This window comes from Microcoleus sp. Pol7_B2 (assembly GCF_036701035.1).
Lineage (GTDB): Bacteria > Cyanobacteriota > Cyanobacteriia > Cyanobacteriales > Microcoleaceae > Microcoleus.
Genome location: NZ_JAUBQB010000095.1, coordinates 1 through 23,121, shown reverse-complemented (window position 1 = coordinate 23,121; position 23,121 = coordinate 1). Strand labels below are relative to the sequence as shown.

17 protein-coding genes are annotated in these 23,121 nt (G+C 46.2%); 11 read left to right on the top strand and 6 right to left on the bottom strand.

Features of this window, described 5'->3' with window-relative positions; translation table 11 throughout:
- Positions 1-147 precede the first annotated feature (147 nt).
- The 4 genes from QUA57_RS25180 to QUA57_RS25165 all read left to right on the top strand — a co-directional run bounded on the left by QUA57_RS25180 (position 148) and on the right by QUA57_RS25165 (position 4,701).
- Positions 148-645: a TIGR00725 family protein gene (locus tag QUA57_RS25180; RefSeq protein ID WP_333064353.1), complete on the top strand. Its 498-nt coding sequence runs from the start codon at positions 148-150 to the stop codon at positions 643-645.
- 8 nt (positions 646-653) lie between these two features.
- Complete coding sequence (locus QUA57_RS25175; protein WP_333064352.1) at positions 654-1,175, top strand: hypothetical protein; 522 nt, start codon at positions 654-656, stop codon at positions 1,173-1,175.
- A gap of 671 nt (positions 1,176-1,846) precedes the next feature.
- Complete coding sequence (locus QUA57_RS25170) at positions 1,847-2,731, top strand: substrate-binding domain-containing protein (protein WP_333064351.1); 885 nt, start codon at positions 1,847-1,849, stop codon at positions 2,729-2,731.
- Between the two features lie 5 nt (positions 2,732-2,736).
- The gene (locus tag QUA57_RS25165) at positions 2,737-4,701 is read left to right on the top strand and encodes an ATP-binding protein (RefSeq protein WP_333064349.1); all 1,965 of its coding nucleotides are present in this window, start codon (positions 2,737-2,739) and stop codon (positions 4,699-4,701) included.
- A gap of 43 nt (positions 4,702-4,744) precedes the next feature.
- On the opposite strand, the gene wecB is transcribed toward QUA57_RS25165, so the two are convergent.
- Positions 4,745-5,875, bottom strand: coding sequence for a non-hydrolyzing UDP-N-acetylglucosamine 2-epimerase (wecB, locus tag QUA57_RS25160; protein ID WP_333064348.1), 1,131 nt, complete (start codon positions 5,873-5,875; stop codon positions 4,745-4,747).
- A gap of 204 nt (positions 5,876-6,079) precedes the next feature.
- Here wecB and QUA57_RS25155 point away from each other — a divergent pair, with 204 nt between their 5' ends.
- Complete coding sequence (locus QUA57_RS25155; protein ID WP_333064347.1) at positions 6,080-6,649, top strand: pseudouridine synthase; 570 nt, start codon at positions 6,080-6,082, stop codon at positions 6,647-6,649.
- 47 nt (positions 6,650-6,696) lie between these two features.
- On the opposite strand, the gene QUA57_RS25150 is transcribed toward QUA57_RS25155, so the two are convergent.
- Positions 6,697-7,542 (bottom strand): hypothetical protein, encoded by an 846-nt coding sequence (locus QUA57_RS25150; RefSeq protein WP_333064346.1) that lies wholly within the window; start codon positions 7,540-7,542, stop codon positions 6,697-6,699.
- A gap of 196 nt (positions 7,543-7,738) precedes the next feature.
- Between QUA57_RS25150 and ctpB the strand changes: the two genes are divergently transcribed.
- Positions 7,739-9,058 (top strand): carboxyl-terminal processing protease CtpB, encoded by a 1,320-nt coding sequence (gene ctpB, locus QUA57_RS25145; protein ID WP_333064345.1) that lies wholly within the window; start codon positions 7,739-7,741, stop codon positions 9,056-9,058.
- Positions 9,059-9,343: 285 nt separating this feature from the next.
- Here the strand turns inward: ctpB and QUA57_RS25140 are convergent, their stop codons facing one another.
- Positions 9,344-9,781 (bottom strand): VOC family protein, encoded by a 438-nt coding sequence (locus tag QUA57_RS25140; RefSeq protein ID WP_333064343.1) that lies wholly within the window; start codon positions 9,779-9,781, stop codon positions 9,344-9,346.
- 220 nt (positions 9,782-10,001) lie between these two features.
- A complete protein-coding gene (locus tag QUA57_RS25135) occupies positions 10,002-10,511 on the bottom strand; it encodes a TIGR02652 family protein (RefSeq protein ID WP_006631343.1) in 510 nt (169 codons plus the stop codon).
- 101 nt (positions 10,512-10,612) lie between these two features.
- On the opposite strand from QUA57_RS25135, the gene QUA57_RS25130 reads away from it, so the two are divergent.
- From QUA57_RS25130 to QUA57_RS25120, 3 genes are all read left to right on the top strand, one after another.
- Entirely contained in the window at positions 10,613-11,170 is a 558-nt protein-coding gene (locus QUA57_RS25130; protein ID WP_333064342.1) for a gamma carbonic anhydrase family protein, read from the top strand.
- A 340-nt stretch (positions 11,171-11,510) separates the two neighbouring features.
- Positions 11,511-14,000, top strand: a complete 2,490-nt coding sequence (locus QUA57_RS25125; RefSeq protein ID WP_333064341.1) for a GH116 family glycosyl hydrolase — start codon at positions 11,511-11,513, stop codon at positions 13,998-14,000.
- Between the two features lie 431 nt (positions 14,001-14,431).
- A complete protein-coding gene (locus tag QUA57_RS25120; RefSeq protein ID WP_333064339.1) occupies positions 14,432-15,865 on the top strand; it encodes a protein adenylyltransferase SelO family protein in 1,434 nt (477 codons plus the stop codon).
- A gap of 153 nt (positions 15,866-16,018) precedes the next feature.
- On the opposite strand, the gene QUA57_RS25115 is transcribed toward QUA57_RS25120, so the two are convergent.
- Entirely contained in the window at positions 16,019-18,370 is a 2,352-nt protein-coding gene (locus tag QUA57_RS25115; protein ID WP_333064336.1) for a tetratricopeptide repeat protein, read from the bottom strand.
- 19 nt (positions 18,371-18,389) lie between these two features.
- Positions 18,390-20,588, bottom strand: coding sequence for a tetratricopeptide repeat protein (locus tag QUA57_RS25110; protein WP_333064334.1), 2,199 nt, complete (start codon positions 20,586-20,588; stop codon positions 18,390-18,392).
- 633 nt (positions 20,589-21,221) lie between these two features.
- On the opposite strand from QUA57_RS25110, the gene mnmE reads away from it, so the two are divergent.
- Entirely contained in the window at positions 21,222-22,607 is a 1,386-nt protein-coding gene (gene mnmE / locus QUA57_RS25105; RefSeq protein ID WP_333064333.1) for a tRNA uridine-5-carboxymethylaminomethyl(34) synthesis GTPase MnmE, read from the top strand.
- 104 nt (positions 22,608-22,711) lie between these two features.
- Positions 22,712-23,110 carry a DUF4433 domain-containing protein gene (locus QUA57_RS25100; protein WP_333064332.1) on the top strand — a complete coding sequence of 133 codons (399 nt, stop codon included), beginning with the start codon at positions 22,712-22,714 and terminating at the stop codon, positions 23,108-23,110.
- Positions 23,111-23,121: the final 11 nt, after the last annotated feature.

The window sequence follows — 23,121 nt, the reverse complement described above, 5'->3', positions numbered from 1 at the left end:
CCTGGCACATCTCTTGATGAAGTTATTCGTGCTTATTGTGCAGAAAGAGTGTCTCATACTTATTTGAAATGACTATAGATCCGTTTCTCAGCGAGATTCAGAAGATTTCTCGCTCTTTCAAAAATGCGATATATCCACCCCAAAACTATGAAAAAAATCATCATTGGCATCATGGGCCCCGGCGATAGTGCCACATCAACCGACTTAGAAAACGCCTATCAACTCGGACAACTCATCGCCGAAGCAGGATGGATATTGCTAACTGGCGGTAGAAATGTCGGCGTCATGGATGCCGCCAACAAAGGAGCAAAATCAGCTAACGGTTTAACAGTCGGCATCCTTCCGGGAAATGACACTCGCGGCCTTTCTGAAGCTGTAGATATTGCCATTGTCACCGATATGGGAAACGCCAGAAATAACATTAACGTTCTTTCTTCAGATGTAATAATTGCCTGCGGTATGGGGACGGCCACAGCTTCGGAAATTGCCCTCGCCCTCAAAGCTAACAAACAAGTTATATTGTTAAATCACAGCGCGGAAAGTCAAATTTTTTTAAAAGGTTTAGCACAATTTAACATCTTTGTGGTAAACACTGCTGTAGAGGCTATGAATCAAGCTCGCGAAATCCTAGTAAATTCAAGATGAAATCCAAGATGAGACTAAGTAAATTCAACTTTTGTGCGATCGGCATTTTTCTGACTTTGGGGATTTTCGTCACTACCAAAGCAGACGGAAGAATTGCACAGTTCAGTTTCAGCAATAAATCCACTCAAAAATTAGCACAAACCCTCCCTCCTCCTCCCCCTTTCGCACAGCCTGTTACCGAACAAGAAGCGCCACCTATTCGCAGCGAATCCGTGCCGGATCAAATAGCTTTAGCAACCCATTTGCAGACAATCAAAGCTAGAATGTACGGTGCTTACTGGTGTCCTCACTGTCACACTCAACAAGAACTTTTCGGCAAAGAAGCATTTACCGCCATTACTTACATTGAGTGCGATCCCAGAGGCAAAGATGCTCAACCAGATTTGTGCAAAGCTGCCAATATTAAAGCTTATCCCACTTGGGAAATTCGGGGGAAATATTACACGGGCCGGCAATCTTTGGAAAAACTTGCTATTTTATCCGGTTATAAAGGCAGCAGCAATTTTCAGCCACAATTTCCCTCTCCTTAAAAAGATATAACTGGCAAGGCAAACATTCTCAGTTACAGCACCGAAATTCACCTAATGGGACTTAGACATTTTCAGGCCCCTCTAGAAGCTTAAAACCTCTGGTTCGCACTCGCAAAGGAAAGAGGTCGATGACTTAACAAGGCCTGAAACCCCTGTAAATACTAGATTTATGCCTATTCCATCACAAAGTCTCGATCCAATCCATCTAGGTTTGAAGCCATTTTCGCCTCAATTTTTGTCTAAGTCCCTCTAAATCAAATGATTTCTGATTTTCGTCGTTTTAGATCGATGGCAAATCGATGTATGAATCTAAAAAAAAATATCTGTAACTGGCAATTAAGATAAATTATTCAGTATAAAAGGTTCCCGATTTACCTGTAACAGTAATTTTTAATCGCTCAGGCTTGATTGTCTGCGATCGCATCTATCATAACTATCATGCGGTCGCTAATCATATCAAACAGCATCACAAAACGTGGCGCTCGACTCATTGCAAGTTTTAATTATTTAGCATAAAATTTAGTAGGGTGAAATCAACCGTGAGATATCAATTTTTCTGGTAAAAAATTAAAAATTAATTGATCGAGTTGCAAGCGCGATAAAATTTTCAAAAACTCGATTTTTGAGTAGCCAGCTCATCTTTAATAGCGTAGTATCATAGGAATTTGAACATGAAACAGAATTTACTTAGCGTAGCTTTAACTGCGATCGCCCTCCTAGGGCTGCCCAGTTGCAGTACGACGACCAGCAGTGCCACCACCACAACAGCGCCCACGACTGCGGCAACGCAAACCCAAACCTCGATCAAAGTTGGGGGGTCAAGCAGCACGTTGGGTGTGATTAAGGTGCTGCAAACCAACTACGAAGCTACCGCAAAAAACGTCAAAATTACCCAGCTAGAACCGGGGCAGTCTGAAAATATAATTGATGGGATTAAACAGACATTAGTCGATCTAGGTGTAATCTCGAAAAAATTAAAGCCAGAAGAAAATGATGGAACCTTAGAGTCTAGCGAGGTGGTTCATGATGCCCTTTTAGTTGCCACTCATCCCAGCGTCACAGGGGTGAAAAACCTCACGACTGAAGACCTCAAAGGTATTTATAGTGGCAGCATCACCAACTGGAAGGAACTCGGAGGAACCGATGCTAAAATTGTACTGCTCGATCGCCCAGAAGATGAATCTGCCAAGCGACTCTTGCGGGAATATTACCTAGGAGCAGATTTAAAGAATTCATTAGAAGCAATCGTATTTCGGAAAGAAGGGGAATTGATCGACGCAATTCAAAGCACTCCTTACAGCATCGGTACCTTTTCCCTGGCTCACGCCATTTCCGAAAAACTACCTGTCAACCGCCTCAGCCTCAACGGGGTTGAACCAACACGAGAAAATGTCAAAGCGGGCAAGTATCCGATGGTTCGGACAATTTCAATTCTGTGGCACAAAAAACCTTCAGAGGCTACCCAAGCGCTAATTAAATACATCTCTAGTCCGCCCGGAATCAACGCGATGGAGGAGTCTGGCTTTATTTCCGTGAGCCAATCCGCCAAGAATTAAGAGCTATGGCCATCCAGTCCAGATACGCGCGGTTACCCGTTTCCGTCAAGTTGTTATCACCTCTGTTGTTGGCATTTCTGAGTCTATGGACTGTCGGAACCTTGGGTTTTGGTTATTTTGCTAGAAACAACTTAGAACAAATGGGGCGAAGGGAGATCGTGGATCTGGCTAGTATGCTGCAGGAAACTCTAAAGCAAAGGCAAGAATCACTCCGTGTGAAAGCCCGTTCGGTGAGTGAAAATAATGATGTCATCACAGCAGTAATAAAGGGCGATCGCCCTTTATTACTGCGGACAGTATTACCAATCCAAGCGGGTTTTAAACTGGATTTGATCAGAATAGTTGACACTGATGGTCAAGTCTTAGTGTCTTCACAGTTGGGAGCAATAAGACAGGCGAGATTGCAGGATGGCTCTGTGAACCGTGCCGCCCGAACCGGACTAGAGTTACCGGCAGTTCTCCTGGCAGAAAACTGGGCTCCGGCTTCCATGATTGGGTTAATATCAATCAAATCATCTCAAAAGATCCTAGCTGGTTTGGTTGCGGGATTAGCCATGGACGACACAGCGCTCCAGTCGCTTCGCGGCGACACATCCATACATTTGGTGGCTTTTGACGGCGAGAAGGTAACGGCTGCTACTTTGCCACTTAACCGCGATCAGTCTTGGCAATTTCCCCAGCCAGACGGGTTGCCCACTAAGATCGGGATTGCTGGTGAATCATACCTGATCAAAACAATCAAGCTACAAGGTTTCGATGGGGCAACTCTCAAAATTGCTGTACTGCATTCTGCCAAGGAAATCGAGCAAGCACAACAGCGGTTGTGGTTTGTGGTGGGTAGCTTTGGGCTATTGGGAAGTGTCCTGATCGCAGTTGTGACGATCGGAGGTTTCCGTCTGACCCAAACTCTGAGCCATCGCATTCAAAGACTGACTAAGGCAACCCAGGAATTGGCCAGAGGCAATTTAGCCATTGCTATTCCGGTTGATAGTCAGGATGAAGTGGGGCTTTTAGCTCAGGGATTTAAGAGTATGGCAGAGCAACTTATAGCTCGCGATCAGCAACTGAACCAACAGGTGCAACAACTAGAGAGTACCCTTGAAGAACTGCACCGCACCCAGAGTCAGATGGTGCATAACGAAAAAATGTCGGCACTGGGGCAAATGGTGGCGGGGATAGCGCACGAAATCAACAACCCGGTCAGCTTTATCTACGGCAACCTGTCTCATCTCAACGATCACATCCATGACTTACTGCGATTACTAGATGCCTATCAACAGCACTATCCCAACCCGTCCCCATCACTTCAAGATGACCTAGACGATGTGGATCTAAACTACTTAAAAGAGGATCTCGCTAAGATTCTTAAGTCGATGAAAATTGGCACCGGTCGCATTCGGGACATTGTGGTTTCGTTGCGTAGCTTTTCTCGTCTGGATCACTCGGAATTCAAGGCTGTCGATATCCATGAAGGCATTGATAACACCTTGATGATTTTAGAACATCGCCTTCAAGCCCAGCCAGAACGCCCAACCATTGAAGTAGTCAGACAATATGGCGAGTTACCGTTGGTAGAATGCTATGCAGGTCAACTTAATCAGGTGTTTATGAACTTGCTATCAAATGCGATCGATGCTTTGGAAGAGAGCAATGAAGGACGTAGTTTTCAGGATATTGTTGACCAACCGAATCGGATTTTTATTAAGACTACCAAAACAAAAAAACAGTGGGTGCAGATTGCGATCGCCGATAACGGTACGGGCATTCCAGAGAAAGTGCGATCGCGCCTATTCGATCCCTTCTTCACTACTAAACCCGTAGGCAAGGGGACAGGATTAGGATTATCCATTAGCTATCAGGTGGTGAAGGAAAAGCATGGAGGAAAACTCTGGTGTGATTCCACCCTGGGCAAAGGCACGAAGTTTGTGATTGAGATTCCCATAGATCGGACTCAGCTAACAAATACTTGAGAATGGGTTTTCAGTTGTTCGACTCACTCTCAACCGTCAACCGTCAATTGTCAATTGTCTTCTCACTAAAATACTCTTCAACAATTTTCAAAATCCGCGACGCTGCCAAACCGTCACCAAAGGGATTAATTGCCATTGCCATTGCGTTGTATGCTTCGGAATTGCTTAGCAATTCTGCCGCTGCTGTGAAAATTGTATCAGAATTCGTACCCACAAGTTTAGCTGTGCCTGCGGAAATTGCTTCTGGTCTTTCTGTGGTTTCTCGCAATACTAAAACTGGCTTGCCCAAACTAGGTGCTTCCTCTTGCAAGCCGCCGGAATCTGTGAGGATTAAATGACATCTCTGAATCGCTCCTACTAATTCTGCGTAATCTAAAGGTTCTGTTAAAAATACTCTTGGATTGTCGCCCAAAAGATCTTGCAAAGGTTCTCTAACAGTGGGATTTCGGTGCAGGGGTAGCAGTAAAGCTGTGTCGGGAAATTTATCTAAGATTTGGAGAAAGGCGTGAGCAATTCCTTGTAAGGGTTCGCCCCAATTTTCGCGGCGGTGAACTGTTGCTAAGATAATTCGATATTTGCTCCAATCTAAATTGGGAATGTTGCATTCTGGTTCGCGTTTGGCGACAGAAAGCAAGGCATCGATTACTGTGTTGCCTGTGCGGTGAATTTCTCCCAAAACGCCCGATCGCACTAAATTCTCTTGGGCCAGCTCTGTCGGGGCAAAATGCAGCCGTGTGAGCTGAGATATCAACCGTCTGTTAGCCTCTTCGGGGTAAGGATTGAATACGTCATCTGTTCGCAATCCGGCTTCTACGTGACCTACGGGTATTTTCTGGTAAAATGCAGCTAACGTAGCGGCAAATGCAGTCGTTGTATCGCCCTGAACTAAGACGATGTGGGGCTGCAATTCTTTAAACAATGCTTCCAAGCCCTGCAAACTCCGGGATGTAATATCTGTCAAAGTTTGCTGGTGCTGCATAATTGCTAAATCCCGATCGGCTTTTAGATCGAACATTCGCATTACTTGCTCGACCATTTCTCGGTGCTGACCGGTTAAAATTACTTGGGTGTCAAAGGTTGGAGAACTTTTGAACAGTTGAATTACTGGGGCTAGTTTAATCGCTTCCGGGCGAGTTCCTAAGACGATGCAAACGCGGTGTGTGGCTTCGGGCATGGTAAAATTGGGTAGTTGAGATTTGCGAGGCTCTTAAAGGCTGAATATTTTATAGCAGGTTTGAATCGTTGGTTAACAAGATTTATTTTTTTAGGAACCGCAGAGGGCGCAGAGGAGGGAGAAAAGAGAGAGATAAAGGGGTTTGTTTGGGGTGTTATATCGTTTTATATCGCACTGTTGGTACATTTTTATTGTTTAATTGTCATGCCTTATCGTTACATTCTATTTTACAAACCCTACGATGTTTTAACTCAATTCACTGACAACTCCAGCGAGACTAAACGCAGCACTCTCAAAGACTATATTCCTATTCCTAACATTTATGCAGTAGGAAGGCTCGATCGCGATAGTGAAGGTTTGTTGCTGCTAACCGATGATGGACAAATGCAGCACCGCCTCAGTGACCCGAAATTCGCTCATCCCCGCACTTACTGGGTGCAAGTTGAACGAATTCCCGATGCAAGTGCGATCGCAGCTTTGCAGACAGGTGTCACAATTCAAGATTATCGGACTCGATCGGCAAAAGTGCAATTATTGTTAGAAGAACCACCTTTGCCGCCCCGCGAACCGCCGATTAGATTTCGCAAAAACGTGCCCACAGCTTGGCTGGAAATGACTCTCACAGAAGGCCGCAACCGCCAAGTGCGCCGGATGACCGCAGCAGTAGGGTTTCCGACGCTGCGGCTAGTCAGGTGTGCGATCGGGCCTTTGCGTCTGGAAGGTCTAAAACCCGGTGAATGGCGCGAACTAACTCAAGCCGATTTGAGATTTTAGATTTTAGATTGGAGAATTACAGTCAACAGTCAACCGTCAACAGTCACCTACTTTCGAGGGGGCAAAATAAAACTCTCGTTTCCATCCTGATCTTTTTGCACCTGAGCTCCCAACTTGACAAGAGCTTGTTTGGCCCTTTGACGCACCACCTTATCAGTTGTTTGAGCATAAACCGTACTCCAAGCAGTAAACCGCACCGGCACGCTATCGGGATCTCGGCGCAAAAACTCAGCAGTTGCTCGAAACATCGGCGCCAATTTCGGCCCTTTCGGGGTTCCTTCCACCCAATCAGCGGCCATTTCGTGAGAGCGAATTGAGTCGGGAATATCCCCCAACAACAGCAACTCATCAAGACCTTTAGTTCGCCACACTATCCAGGATTGGGAATGAAGTTGCGGCGAAACGGCAAGGGCCCTAGTACCACGCTCTATAAAGTTAACAGCAGTTTCAGGCTTTCCCTGATAAAAAGAAATGGCTGTGGAAAGAAACAGGTAGATGTCAGCCCACCGCGGGTCGCGCTGCGTAACTATGTCAAAATAATCTTGGCTCAGATTGTAGCCCGTTACATCTCGCGCTTCGTCGTCGCCAAAATACTGCAAAAATTTGAGAAATGTCCAATCTGCAATTAAATTGTCAAATCCAAAACTAGGGATAGTTTTGAGCATTTTCAGCCGCAGGGCTTCTTGCTGCGCTTCTTGCTGTGCGGCTTGCTTGAAACTGGCATCAGACATTGCAGAGAGCGGCTTTTGCCCCTGAACGCGAACTGCGGACATTCCGCCCAACTCCCCGCTAGACTGCATGGCAACGACCCCCGCCAGCGCTGCTAGACCGATAGCTCCATTAACCAGCAGGCTCAACCACTTACGCGAAAATTGTTCGATTTTAGCTTCCACGGCACTTTATAAATCCAAGTTTTAAATTAAGTTTATTGAAAGATAGTAATAATTGGTTGGCGATCGACAATAAATCTCGTTAAACTGTCCAAAGGGATGGTGGAGCCTCCACACAATAGTTTAAGTAGTAGTGTGAGATTTTTTAGCAATATAAAATCTCAAATCAAAAATCTAAAATCGAATTGAGCCAAATTCAATGAATCAAGCCCGCAGACGCTTTTCTAAATTACAGGCAGCCCTGTTCAGTGGGGCGATGGCAACAACCGCTTCGATATCTTTACTCGTTCCCGGCCTGAGCCAATCAGTCCGCGCCGAGCTTCAAGATAGCCCCAAAGCTGTCTTAGACGAAGCTTGGCAAATTGTCAACCGAGAGTATGTTGATGGCAGCTTTAACAAGACTGACTGGCAATTGACCCGCCAAGAACTGTTGAGCAAAAACTATACCTCTCGCGAAGCTGCTTACACCGCTCTCCGCAAAGCCCTAGAGAAATTAAACGATCAGTACACGCGCTTCATGGACCCGAAGCAGTACGAAGCGCTGACGAATCAAACCTCTGGGGAACTGACAGGGGTGGGGATGAGGCTCGAAGAAGACGAGAAAACGAAAGTGATTACCGTAGTCGAGCCGATGGAAAATTCCCCGGCCCTGAAGGCAGGGATTCTAGCGGGCGATAGGATTTTGGTGATAGACGGCAAAACTACCAAAGGCATGACTGTCTCGGATGCGGCTCAGATAATTCGGGGCGACGAAGGCACAAAAGTCACGCTGCGGATTGCTCGTGAGGGCAAAAGCGAGTTTGACATCACTTTGACTAGGGCGAGAATTGAGGTAGCTGCGGTTCGCTACAGCCTCAAGAATGAAGGCGGCCAGAATGTCGGTTACATCCGTTTGCAAGAGTTTAGCTCCCACGCGGGCGAACAAATGCAGGTGGCGATTAAAAAGCTCTCGGATCAGAAAGCTGACGCTTTTGTTTTGGATTTGCGGGGCAATCCGGGCGGGTTGCTGCGAGTGAGCATTGATATCGCTCGGATGTGGATGGATACAGGGGCGATCGTCCGCACAGTCGATCGCGCGGGCGATTCTCAGGAAATGAAGGCAAATCGCACTGCGCTCACTGACAAGCCTTTGGTGGTGCTCGTGGACGACAACTCGGCCAGCGCCAGCGAGATTTTGGCCGGGGCTCTGAAGGACAACAAGCGCGCAACTGTGATGGGCGGCCAAACTTTTGGCAAAGCTTTGGTGCAGTCGGTGCATTCTTTGGCTGACGGTTCGGGATTGGCGGTGACGATCGCTCACTACTATACTCCCAACGGTACGGATATCAGCCAAAAGGGGGTTACTCCCGATGTTAAAGTCGAAGTCACCGACGAACAAAAGCTGAAATTAGCTAACAAACCGATGTTGGTTGCGACTAAGGATGATCCTTGCTACGCGCAGGCGATCGCACTTTTGAAAAATACCGCTTCCTCGGCGCGTCCCGTGGCCGCTAATGAGGTTCTTGTTCCCAAAAAGTAAGTAGTTGAAACCTTAATTTATTAACCATAAGGATGAAGATGAAGCCCGCGCCAGCGGGTTTTGTTTTTATGCTTATTGTTAGGGGGTATTAAGTAAATTGACGTGATGCAACGTAAGATACAGATAGTTAAAAAGCTGGCTCTATGAGCATTATTCCTTCTTCCTTCTAGTTAAGTTATTGGTTAATTGATATCCTGATTAAAGCAAATTAGTGGGATGGGGATTTTTTAACCGCAGATATCAGCAGATGAACACAGATGCACGCTGATGGGATTTCCGACTTAATTAGTGATTCATGCGCCGGATAAACTCTAAGGGCAAACCGTCTGTATCGGCAATAAAAGCTACTTCGTAAACATTTTGCCCGATCGCCTGTTGAGTCGGTTCTAACAAAACTTTTAAAGCTTGAAACTGGTTTGGTTGGTCTTTAGCAGCTTCCTCAAACCGTTCTTTCAGAGACTGCAACCAGCTAGGCAAGTCAGTTGTCGCCTCAGTTAAATCGAAAGATAAATGATAATATCCAACATAATGCTCGTCTCCGAAAGCATCCGGTGCGGGTTTTGGTTCCGGGATTTGAATTAGTTCGATGCGTCCGTTGAGACCTTCCATCCAACAGGCTAGGGTGTAACCTGTGGTAAAGCGATCGCTCACAGTAAATCCCAACTGTTCGTAAAAGGCGATCGCCCGGTGTATGTTAGCAGTGCGAATCGAGGCGTGGTGCATTCGATTTTAGATTTTAGATTTTAGATTTAAGATTTGAGAATGGAAGTAGGAATTACAGCTTTGGATTTGAGATTTTAGAGGGTAAATTCGGAATTCGGAATTATAAACGGTCGCAGCATCTTTAGCGCGAAAGCAATAGAGCCTTCTTCCCTCTTCCTAACATCCGTTACATCCGTTACATAATCCGTTGCCGAACTTCCCTCTTCCTTCACTTATTAACTTATTCAAACAACCGAAAATAGGGATATCTAATCGGAACTCCCGGCTCTTTTTCCAAATCAAAATTAATCACTTCCCAACAAGGGTCTTCTTGAGGATCGGGGCTAAAATCCACAGGCAAACCGTACAGTCTCGGCCGGGGCGATTCCGACTGACCGCGCCAAGGCGTGCTGCGTTCCAAATAAGCGCTGATTAAGTCCCGATAGCGTTGAGCAACGATCACGCGAGTTGCTCGGTAGCCTTGAGTATAGAGTCGATCGAGCGCTTCGTGAATTTCAAACCGAATCCCGTCCGGGTGTGTGTGCTGGCGATACCATTCATTCTCCCAGCGGCGCCAGTGCCGCCCAGACTGAAGGTGAACCAGTTCCCCCGTTTTTGGATCTGCCTCAAATGCCCCGTGACGCGGACACAAATAGGTATCCGTTAGCGTTAGAGCCGGAATTGTTTGGCGACAGTGGGGACACTGAATTTCCGGGCCAAACATCGGGTATTGCAAGGCAACTTCAATCATTTATTTGCGTCCCAGCATATTTTCTCTGCAAAAGTCCCAAATACTTTTATTATATCCCGTATCAACAACCAGCTAATCTGCTAGAAGTATAACGATCGCAAATGAGCAATCTCAACGAATCTCTGTCTGCACTTCCTTCCTTTTGGCACAGGCCTGATCTATCCCAAGCGGCTTTTGTCGCTGAAGGCGCTGTTGTGATCGGCAGGGTTGAGGTGGCTGCAGGCGCTAGTATCTGGTACGGGGCGGTGGTGCGGGCGGATATAGAGCGAATTGCGATCGGCTCAAGTACCAATATCCAAGATGGAGCAATTCTGCACGGCGATCCGGGGAAACCGACGGTTTTGGAGGATTTCGTGACAGTCGGACACCGAGCGGTGATTCACTCAGCTTACATTGAACGGGGCTGTCTGATCGGGATTGGGGCGATCGTCCTGGACGGAGTGAGGGTGGGAACAGGCTCTATCGTCGGTGCAGGGGCGGTTGTCACCAAGGACGTTCCCCCTCATACGCTAGTTGCGGGAGTGCCTGCCAAACGCCTGCGGGATGTCTCTGAGGAAGAAGCTGCCGAGTTGGTGGAACACGCTAAGCGTTACGAAAAGTTGGCTCTGGTTCACGCGGGGAAAGGTTCTGATTTGGGATTTACTGAGGTGAAGGAATAAAGTTTTCAGGATAGTCCTGGACGCATAAAAACCTTCATAACCGGGTTTTTTGCGGTTTTTGCGGGCTGTAACGAAGTATTTTGAAAGAATCCGGGTTTCCGATCCCCCGTGCGTCCAGGACTATAAGACTCACTCTTAATGAGTTTTGTTGAGGTACAAGACTTACACATTTCAAGGCAAATCTGTCATTCTAAGCGTATCGAACAATCTCATAAATGCTAAACTAGAGTAATGAAAATTAAGCAAAAATTTATTGATTAATAATTGCTAACACCGCCAAAAAACTCCTAAGCTTTGAAACATTCCTATATCGATAATCTAAAATCTAAAATCAATTGACATGAATAACGATCGCACATCTACTCCAAACCTCCCCCCGCACACCTGGAAACGTCCCATCGGTCTCGGTTGGGAGAATCCCTATACAGTCCGCTACGCAAGCAATCTCGACGACGGGCCCTGGCACGGAATGCCTCTGGGGGGGTTCGGTGCCGGCTGCATCGGGCGATCGCCCCGTGGCGACTTCAACCTCTGGCACATTGACGGCGGCGAGCACATTTTTCGCAGTTTGCCCGCTTGTCAGTTCAGCATTTTTGAAGAAACTCAAGGCAATAAACAAGCTTTTGCACTGTCCACTGAACCGCCTACAGATGGCAGTTTATCTAGTTGGAAATGGTATCCATCGGAAGGAAGAAGGAAGGAGGAAGAAGGAAGTTCGGCAGCGGATTTGGTAACGGATGTAACGGATAGACTACACCAGGATGAAGGGAGAGGGGTAAAGTCTAATTCTGGCACTTATCATGCTTTGTATCCGCGCAGTTGGTTTGTTTATGAAAATGTGTTTCATGCTCAATTAAGCTGCGAGCAATTTTCGCCAATTTTGCCGAACAATTATCAGGAAAGCAGTTACCCAGTTGCCATGTTTGAATGGGTGGCGCACAATCCTACAGATGCGCCGATCACTCTCAGCATCATGCTGACTTGGGAAAATATTGTGGGTTGGTTTACTAATGTTAATAAGTCGCCGGAAGTGATGGTGCGAGATGATGGTAGTCCATTTTATGACTATCAACCCCGGTGGGGAGAAAGTGCCGGAAATTTGAATTTGTTGGTGGAAGATTTTCACCGGATCGGGTGCGTGATGACGCGGTTGACTGCTGAGGACGAACCGCAAGAGGGGGATGGACAATGGGCGATCGCAACTATTACTAATCCGGCGGTAGAAGTATTCTATCAAACTCGCTGGAACCCGGCGGGTAATGGCGAGGATATTTGGCGCAACTTTTCTGCTGAAGGTTTCTTGTTGGATGACAAAGACGAGACAGCCGCAGCCGCAGGAGAACAGTTGGCTTGTGCGATCGCAGTTCGCTTTACTCTTCGACCGGGAAAAACTCGCAAAATCCCCTTTATTATAGCTTGGGATTTGCCCGTTACTGAGTTTGCATCGGGAGTTTGGTACTACCGCCGCTATACGGATTTCTTCGGCCGCAACGGCAAAAATGCTTGGCCGATTATTCGCACTGCAATGAAGCATTCGGATACTTGGCGCGAAAATATTGAAGCTTGGCAAAAACCGATTTTAGAACGGAAAGATTTGTCAGACAGTTTTAAAATGGCGCTGTTTAACGAGTTATACGCCCTGACAGACGGCGGTACTCTTTGGAGTGCGGCTGACGAACGCGATCCCAAGGGCCAATTTGCGGTTTTGGAGTGCATTGATTACCGCTGGTACGAAAGTTTGGACGTGCGGCTTTACGGTTCTTTTGCTTTGTTGATGCTGTGGCCTGATTTGGAAAAATCGGTGGTTTTAGCGTTCGCTAGGGCAATTTCAGCCGGAGACGATACGCCGAGAATTATTGGCTGGAATCAAGCTTCGGCTATTAGAAAAGCTGTCGGTGCGACGCCGCACGATTTGGGTGCTCCTAACGAACATCCTTGGGAGAAAACCAATTATACTAGCTATCAAGATTGCAATTTGTGGAAGGATTTGCCTTGCGATTTTGTGTTGCAGGTTTATCGTGACTTTTTGTTGACTGGTGGCACAGATTGCGAGTTTTTGCAAGAGTGTTGGCCGGCAATTGTTGAGGCTTTGGCTTATCTGAAAACTTTTGATAAGGATGGGGACGGAATTCCTGAGAATTCTGGAGCACCGGATCAGACGTTTGATGATTGGCAAATGCGGGGAATCAGTGCGTATTGCGGGGGTTTGTGGTTGGCGGCGCTGGAGGCTGCGATCGCGATCGGCGAAATCTTGGAAGATGCAGCACCGCAGATAATTCCTAACCCTCAAGCAAAGATTGCATTATATCACAGTTGGCTCCTACAAGCAAGACCGAGCTATCAAGAAAAACTGTGGAACGGTCAATATTACCGTTTGGACAGCGAGAGTAATTCCGAAGTGGTGATGGCTGACCAACTGTGCGGTCAGTTTTACGCGAAACTGTTAGGATTGCCGGATATTGTGCCGCCAGAATGTACAGTCAGTGCTTTAGAAACTGTGTATGATTCTTGCTTTTTGAAGTTCAACGATGGCGAGTTCGGTGCGGCGAATGGGGTGATGCTGAATGGTTCGCCGGAAAATCCGAATGCGACTCATCCTTTGGAAGTTTGGACGGGGATTAATTTTGGGTTAGCCGCTTTTTTGGTACAGATGGGGATGGAGGAGAAAGCTTTTAAATTGACGGATGCTGTGGTGAAGCAGATTTATGAAAATGGGTTGCAGTTTCGGACGCCGGAAGCGATTACGGCGGGGGGGACTTTTCGGGCAAGTCACTATTTGCGCGCGATGGCGATTTGGGCAATTTACGGAGTGTTGACCAATTTTAAATAGAGGAAAAGGTATATAGCAATCCTTGTAGGAGTTGTAAATTTTTTAGCCCACCCCAACCTTCCCCTTACCAAGGGGAGGGAGTGAGAAATTCACAAATGATTTAGGATTGCTATATTAGTTGGTGAATCCCACTAAAATTAAAAAAATGAAGCATTCAACCCCATTTTTAACAAGGAAAACGGTTAATTTAACTATTACTAAAATTGACAGTAAAATTTTTAGCCTTCGAGGAAGAAACTAATGTTTCATGCTCAAACTTTAGGTATGCAAAAATTTTAAAATGAAACAGCCCTGCTAGGATGCGAGGGGTATCGAACTCGGCTATAAATGAGGGAGACAAAGGATCTGAGGCAATTTTTGACACCCATGCAGTTCCCACCGTACCCGTATATAATTTGGAGCGATCGACAATTTCAAGATAAAATAGAAAAATGTCAAATCCCTTACTTTCCCTCAACTACGAACCCGCTCTCGAATCCCTCGGCGGCGACTATTTCGATGAAGTCCCTGCGGCCGATTTTCCGCAGCATATTCTCCGCTTCCGCAATGACAAATTATTGCCGATATTGGGTTTAGACCCCGCACAAGTAACCGACCAACATTTCATTGAAGCGTTCGGCGAATTTCACTGCGTCCGTCCTTTTCTGGCACTTCGCTATCACGGCTATCAATTCAACCAATATAACCCGAATTTAGGCGACGGTAGAGGCTTCTTATACGGCCAAGTTCGCGGCACTGACGGCAGACTTTACGACTTCGGCACTAAAGGTTCCGGCCGCACTCCATACTCGCGGGGCGGTGACGGTAGACTCACTCTCAAAGGGGGAATTCGCGAAGTTTTAGCCGCCGAAGCTTTGCACCGGTTGGGAGTTCGGACATCTCGCTGTTTTAGTTTAGTTGAAACTGGGGAGGGTTTGTGGCGGGGCGACGAACCATCTCCAACGCGATCGTCCGTAATGGTGCGTTTCAGTCATTCTCACATCCGGTTTGGAACTTTTGAAAGATTGCACTATATCCGCAGGCCGGATTTAACTAAAAAACTTTTAGATTTTGTTATTCAATATTACTATCCCGAACTGCATTTAGAAGCAAGTAATGCGGGTATTTCGCCTGCCGAAAAATATGCGCTATTTTATGCAGATTTAGTCAAGCGAATAGCTGAATTAGTCGCTCAGTGGATGGCAGCAGGATTTTGCCAGGCCGTGCTGAATACTGATAATATGTCAATTACTGGAGAAAGTTTCGATTACGGGCCTTTCGCTTTTATCCCAACTTACAAGCCGGAATTTACAGCCGCTTATTTTGACTATTCGGGTCTTTATTGTTACGGCAATCAACCGTTGATTTGTAGGGACAATTTAGAGAAGCTCCAGGAACCGCTAGCAGCGGCGATTCCTCAAGCTGATATGGATGGGGCTTTGGCGAACTTTGGCGATTATTATAATGCAGCTTATCGGCAGTTGATGCTAAATAGATTGGGATTTGAAAATTTGCCAGAGGCGGAGGGAGATGAGTTGTTGAAGGTGACAATTAAAATGCTGGCGGAGTCTCAAGTTGAGTATCACGATTTCTTTTTTGAACTGCGAAGACAGTTTGATCGCACTTGGCGAGATGATGCTAGTCTAATTTTTAACGAGGCGGAACCGGCGGACTTGATAGAACCTTGGCGGCAGTTTTATTATCACGTTTTGCAAAGTTTGTCGGCGGATGATATGGACAAAATGGCGGACTGTTTGCGGAGGCACAATCCCGAACAATCGCTGTTGAGACCGACGATTGAGGCGGTTTGGGAACCCATAACTATTGATGATAATTGGGAACCGTTTTATGAATTGGTTAAACGACTTCAAGACCCAGAAAATTGATTGATAATAGCCTTCCGGGGCGGGTTCACCTGCATTTTTTGTTGGTATTAAAGATTAGCGTGAACCCGCCCCGAAGCCATCTAAAATTATAAAAATCTGCTACATAAGAAATATAACACCGAGAAATAACGACTAATGACTAATGACTAATGACTACTTTAGCTTTTCAATCTCAAATTGTGCATCTTTGTAACCGCCAGTAAGTCCTTGATCTAGAAACATTTTTCCGGCTTTTTCTAAATCGCTAATTGCTCCTGCTTTGTCTCCCAAGGAGCGGCGAACCATGCCTCTACCGTAGTAAGCAGCAGCATAATTCGGGCTGATCCGAATAGCTTGCACGTAATCTGCGATCGCACTATTGTAATTCTTTAACTCCTGATAAATCTTAGCCCGATTGGCGTAAGCTTCAGCATTGTTGGGATTGAACCCGATTGCTGCTGTAAAATCTGCGATCGCCCCCTGCGCGTCACCCCCAGCGCTGCGAGCTAAAGCACGATTGTTAAAAGCATTATAATCATTCGGATTCACTTTCAGCGCTTGAGTGCAATCGGCAATTGCTTTGGGATAATCCTTCAAATTTAAATAAGCAATGCAGCGATTGTTGTAAGGAACCCCATCCTCCTCGCTTAACGAAATTGCCTGAGTACAATCGTCAATTGCCGCTTGATGGGCTCCCAAATTCAACTGGGTACTGCAACGATTAGCGTAAGCATCTGCACTCTTGGGATCGATCACAATTACCTGAGAATAATCCGCCAAAGCTCCCTGATAATCTCCTAAGTGAAAGCGAGCTCTCCCCCGACTGTAAAAAGCATCAACATTCTTAGCATCAAGTTTAATTGCCTCAGTATAATCTCCAATCCCCCCCTGCAAATCGCCGCTCCCAGCACGAGCCAGCCCCCGCGAATGATAAGCTTTAACAAGGTTCGGCTGCAACCGAATTACTTCGGTAAAATCCTGAATGGCCATCTTGTAATCTTGCAGTTCTAAATAAGCAACTCCTCTTTCATAATATGTATCCACATCGTTGGGCTGGAGATTCAAAGCTTGAGTGTAATCCTCAATCGCCCCACGCTTGTCGTTAAAATCGTGACGGGCTAGGCCGCGGTTAAAATAAGCCTGAACATATTTAGGATTGAGAACGATCGCCTGAGAATAATCCGCAATTGCTTCTTGATACTTTTGTAAATCATAATTAGCATTACCGCGCTGGTAAAAACTCTCAGCATTTTTAGGATTCAATTGAATGGACTTATTAAAAGCCTGCAAAGCTGCCGCCGCATCTTGATTGCGAGACTTTTCAACTCCCTGTTCGTAATATTCCTTAGCTTTAATCGGATTGGGGCGGCTCCAATAACTAAACAGAAATATCAGAAATATCGCCGCCCCGACGCCCGCCAAAATCAGCAATCCAAATCGACTTCCCAAACGTGAATAAAAACTATCAGAAGACACTAAGCTGGGAGAAATGCTTTTCTTGTGAGCCGTATTTACAGGCTCTTGGCGGTGCCTCAACTTGCTGAGAGCTACCAAAACTTCGTCCGCAGATTGATAGCGCTTGGCAAATTGGTGACATACCATTTTGTCAATTATATTGGCTAATCCCACAGAACATTGAGATCTGTTTCGCCAAACAATTTCCCCCGTATGAGAAGGACTCGGATCTTGCAATTTTGGCAAATCCGTACCGGGTAAACCAGTGATAGCTTGGACTGCCATCATCCCGACTGCATAGAGGTCGCTGCTAAATTGCGGGTTGCCTTGAAATTGTTCGATCGGCATATAAGCCGGAGTACCAGTAGCAATGGTTCGCGGAAATTCTGTATCGTAGTCACTGACGTGATTCGCAACTTCTTTAACCGAACCGAAGTCAATTAAAACTAATTTGCCGTCTGGTTTGCGGCGGATTAAGTTGGAGGGATTAACATCGCGGTGAATCACTCCCTGAGAATGTACGAATGCGAGAACTTGTAACACTTCTTGCAACAAATCCACCACTCGTTCTTCTCGCCAAGGTTGACCGGCCACAATTTCCCTATTTAGGGCGTGTCCGGGCACAAACTCTTCGACGAGGTAGAATTGATTGGCTTCTTCAAAATAAGCTAGTAAAAATGGAATTTGATCGTGTTTTCCCAGCTTTTCTAATATTTCTGCTTCTTGTTTAAATAAGCGGTAAGCTGTTTTGAGAACTGTGGAAGTGTTGCTGGGAGGGCGCAGTTGTTTGACTACACATTGAGGGTGGCCAGGACGGCGAGTATCGACAGCTAAATAAGTTTGTCCGAAAGCACCCGAGCTGAGAATTTGCACTACGCGATAACGCCTGTCTAAAAGTTGACCAACCATGTTCATATCGGGAATTGGGAATTGGTAACGGGGAGGTGGTAACGGGGAGTTGGTAACGGGGAGTTGGTAACGGGGAGTTGGTAACGGGGAGTTGGTAATTTGGCCTTCTTCCTTCTTCCTTCTTCCTTCTTCCTTCTTCCTTTTTTCTTCTTCTTTTAACATCAGACTGAGGATTAATAGTTTATTTAGGGTCGTTGATTTGTGCTTGTGCCTTTTGGAAACCCTCGGCTCTTCCTTGTTCTAGAAACAGCGTTGCAGCTTTCTGAAAATCCTCGATCGCCCCGGTACGGTCTTTGAGTTGGCGGCGGACGAGGCCTCTGCTGTAAAAAGCGCTAGCATTGTTGGGGTTGAGCCGCAGCGAGTGAGCGAAATCCTCAACCGCTAAAGGGTAATTTTTTAGTTCTGAGTAAATAGTACCGCGATTGCTGTATGCTACTGCATCGCTGGGATTGAGTCGAATTGCTTGAGTAAAATCTTCCACAGCCCCCTGCTTGTCTCCCGAAGCCCATCGAGCTAATCCTCGATTGCTGTAGGCTTTGGGATTGTTGCCGTTGAGTCCGATCGTCAAACTGCAATCTTCACTGGCCTTTTGAAATTGTTTTAAATTCAGATAAGCAACGCAGCGGTTGTTGTAAGCTGCTTCATCTTTTGGATCGAGGCGAATTCCTTCGGTGCAATCTGCAATCGCTTTGTCGTAGGTGGCCAAATTCAAGTAAGCGCTGCACCGATTGGTATAAGCATCAGCGAGATCTGGTTGCAATTCGATCGCCTTAGTATAATCTTCCATCGCTCCTTGATAATCTGCCAGATTAAACCGCGATCGACCACGACTGTAGTATACGCCAGCTTGTTTGGGGCTAATTTGAAGGGCTTGAGTAAAATCTGCCATTGCTCCTGTTTTGTCGCCTGCTGCCGATCGAGCTAAACCCCGATTGCTGTAAGCTGTAGCATCGTTGGGACTGAGCCGAATTGCTTGAGTGTAGTCTTCTATTGCCGCGCGGTAGTCGCCCAAATCGTAGTAGGCTAAACCCCGCTGAGAGTATGCCTCACCGTCGCTGGGATTCAGTCGCACTACTTGGGTGAAATCTTCCACGGCCCCCCGCTTGTCCCCGCTGTCGAGGCGCGCCATACCTCGATTGTAGAGAGCTTTGGTGTGGCTAGGATTGACTTTAATTGCTTGCGTGTAATCCTGTATTGCTTGCTCGGTTGCGCCCATGTCGTAGCGAGCGTTTGCCCGCTTGTAGTAAGTTTCCGCATCGCTGGCATTCAGGGCAATCGCTTGAGTATAATCGGCGATCGCGCCTGTTGTGTCACCTTGCTGCGCCTTGGTAGCGCCGCGGGCTAACCATTCTTTTGACCTCGCCGGACTTTGACTCTGCCAAAAGTAAATTATCAGTGCCGTCAAGATTAAAGCTGCGGCTGTTGCAGCCAACAGCAGGAGTTTGGTTTGGCTTTGTCTTCGCGGTTGACTCATAGCGTGCGTGATGATTGTGGCTGGCGGCGGCTCAACCTCCAATTTTACGGCGATTTGTTTGAGGTCTGCTAAAACTTCCGCTGCCTCCTGATAGCGTTCTTCGCAGTCAGGGCGCACCATTCGATCGATAATATCTGCTAGGGCTGCCGAACAAGTTGCCCGGTTTCGCCAGGAAATTTCGCTTTTGTTGTTTTTTAAGGCACTCAGTTCGTTGGGTGAGAGCCCCGTCACGGCAAGCTGAGCGATCGTACCTAGAGCGTAGATGTCGCTATTGTACCGGGGGTTGCCCATTGATTGCTCGATCGGCACGTATAACTCCTGGGCCGCCACATCCTGTTTTTTTGCCTCATTCCGTTTAACAGAGTTCGGGGAGGTTTGCGACAACAAATGACAGTTAGCAAGTTCGGGGTTAATTTCTTTGTCTAAGCTAAAGTCTACCAATACAAATTTGCCGTCTGACTCGCGCCGGATCGCTCTGTCTGGTTGAATTCTGCGGTGAATGAAACCTTTCTCGTGTATGAACACCAAAATTTCTAATATTTCTGATAGCAGACCAATTACTTGGTCTTCATCCCAAGGTTGACCGGGTATTAGTTCTTGACTTAAAGGCGAGCCGGCAATAAATTCTTCAATTAAGTATAAACTTTGATTTTCCTCAAAATACGCCAATAATTCGGGAATCTTGTCGTGTTTTCCCAATTTTTCAATAATTTCTGCGTTTCTTTGAAATATAACTTTGACTAATTCTGGAGTTTGCGAACTTGTGCCGGGTAGCCGCATTTCTCTAACCGTGCATTGCGGATACCCAGGACGGTGAGTATCTGCTGCTAAATAAGTTTTTGCCACCTCACTTGAGTCGGTGACTTTAATGATGCGGTAACGTCTGTCTAGAAGTTGACCAATCATGCTTTGCCCTCTACCCTATTAATGTTCCATTATCGCATGAAATTAGGATAGCCAAAATATTTGGCTGAGTAATTTAAGTTTAAGCTGGCCGTGACTCCCTCCCAAAAACGGATACTTGCTTTCCGACAGGAGTCGTGACACACCCAAAATTTTAGACCCGAGTTGAAGATCCCCGATTCATCTGTGGAGTCAATCTAAAATCTAAAATCTAAAATCTAAAATCGGCTGACTGAGCAAACGGGCGATCGGATTGGCTATGCAAGTCAAGCGTGGCGACGACGCTCTTCTAATATCTTACAAAAAAATTGCTGAAATTGTTTATTCTGTCCATGAGATATGTATAATTTAACAATTAATCTGGAGGTCAGTCCCATGAAGGTACAACTGGTTGAATCCCTAATTCAAGTTATCTTACCTCTGGCAGCCGACGAGCAATTACGGATCTCATGAAAAATATTACCAAATATCCCCTACCCTTCGGCCCAGAAACTCGGGAAGCTTGCCCTTTCCTGGCGGCTATTTTAATTTCTTGAATGAGGAACCAGAGATTTATCCTCTTGAAGACATAGAAGCAATTGCCTGATACTCAAAAACAGGAGATTGAGAAAAATTTTGAATGTGTGAATAATAAAAATGTCTGAATCACTAACAAAAGGAGGAACGATCGCAGCGATCGCCACTGCCATAGTTCCCCAACAAGGCAGCGTCGGCATTGTGCGAGTTTCCGGTTCCGCAGCCTTAAAAATTGCCGAAACTCTATTTTGCGCCCCAGGACGGCAAATGTGGGAGTCTCACCGCATTCTTTACGGCCACGTCCGCCGCCCCAAAACTCAAGAATTAGTCGATGAAGCTTTGCTGCTAATCATGAAAGCACCGCGTTCTTTTACTCGCGAAGATGTGGTGGAATTTCACTGTCACGGCGGTATTATGGCCGTGCAGCAAGTCTTGCAGTTGTGTTTGGAAAATGGGGCGAGATTGGCGCAGCCGGGAGAGTTTTCTCTGCGGGCTTTTTTGAACGGGAGGCTCGATTTAACTCAAGCTGAAAGTATTGCAGATTTGGTGGGAGCAAAATCGCCTGCTGCTGCACAAAGTGCTTTGGCTGGTTTGCAAGGAAAATTAGCGCAGCCAATTCGCAAATTGAGAACAACTTGTTTGGACGTGCTGGCAGAAATTGAGGCGAGAATTGATTTTGAGGAAGATTTGCCGCCTTTAGATGAAGCTAAAACTTCTTTGGAAATAAATCATGTTTTGGAGGAATTGTCAACAATTTTGGCAACCGCAGATCGCGGAGAATTGTTGAGAATCGGTTTGAAAGTAGCGATTGTTGGGCGGCCAAATGTGGGAAAATCGAGTTTGTTGAATGCGTGGAGTAAGAGCGATCGGGCGATCGTCACGGATTTGCCCGGTACGACGCGGGATGTGGTAGAATCGCAGCTAGTTGTGGGCGGAATTCCGGTGCAGGTGCTCGATACTGCGGGAATTCGAGAAACCGAAGACAAGGTAGAAAAAATTGGCGTAGAGCGATCGCGCGCAGCAGCAAAACAAGCCGATTTAGTCTTGTTGACACTTGACGCGCAATCGGGTTGGACAGAGGAAGATTTGGAAATTTACGAACAAGTAAAGCACCGCCCACTAATTATAGTTATTAACAAAATCGACCTAGTAAACACCATCCCTGAACTACATTTTTGCTCTGAAACTCACCGTATAGTTACCGCAGCCGCCGCCCTCGATCGAGGCATAGCAGACTTAGAAACAGCAATTTTAGATGCTGTCAAGGGCGGAAATTTGCAAGCAGCAAACTCAGATTTAGCAATCAACCAGCGGCAAGCAGCAGCCTTAACCAAAGCTAAAATTTCTCTAGAACAATGCACGGAGACTATTAGCAACAAATTGCCTTTAGATTTCTGGACGATAGATTTGCGCGGGGCAATTCAAGCATTGGGGGAAGTTACGGGCGAAGAAGTGACAGAATCAGTGCTCGACAGAATATTTAGCAGGTTTTGCATTGGTAAATAGCAATGGTAAAAGATTATTTATCTTTAACTGCCAAGCAGATATTATAATTACCAGCAGATATTATAATTATGTGTTAAACCTGAAACAGCAAACAGATAACAGCAGTGCCATTACCTATCTACCACATCACCCACATTGACAATCTAGAATCTATCCTGTCAGAAGGTGGATTGTTAGCTTACAATGTTATGGTTGAGACACAAACTAACTACACTAATATCGCCTACGAAAATATCCAATATCGTCGCGCTACAACTTATGTTCCGTGCGGTGAAGGTGGAGTCTTGCACGATTATGTTCCATTTTATTTTGCTCCGCGCTCTCCGATGCTATATACTATTAGTCGTGGCAATGTAGAAAACTACACTCAAGGTCAGGCAGCAGTTATTCACCTGGTTTCTAGTATAGAGAATATCGAGGCTGAAGATTTATCTTTTGGGTGCATCTCACTGTTGCAAATATATGAAAAAAGGGCGAAAATGAAAAAGCTAGTAAAACTGTGAAAAAAGATGAG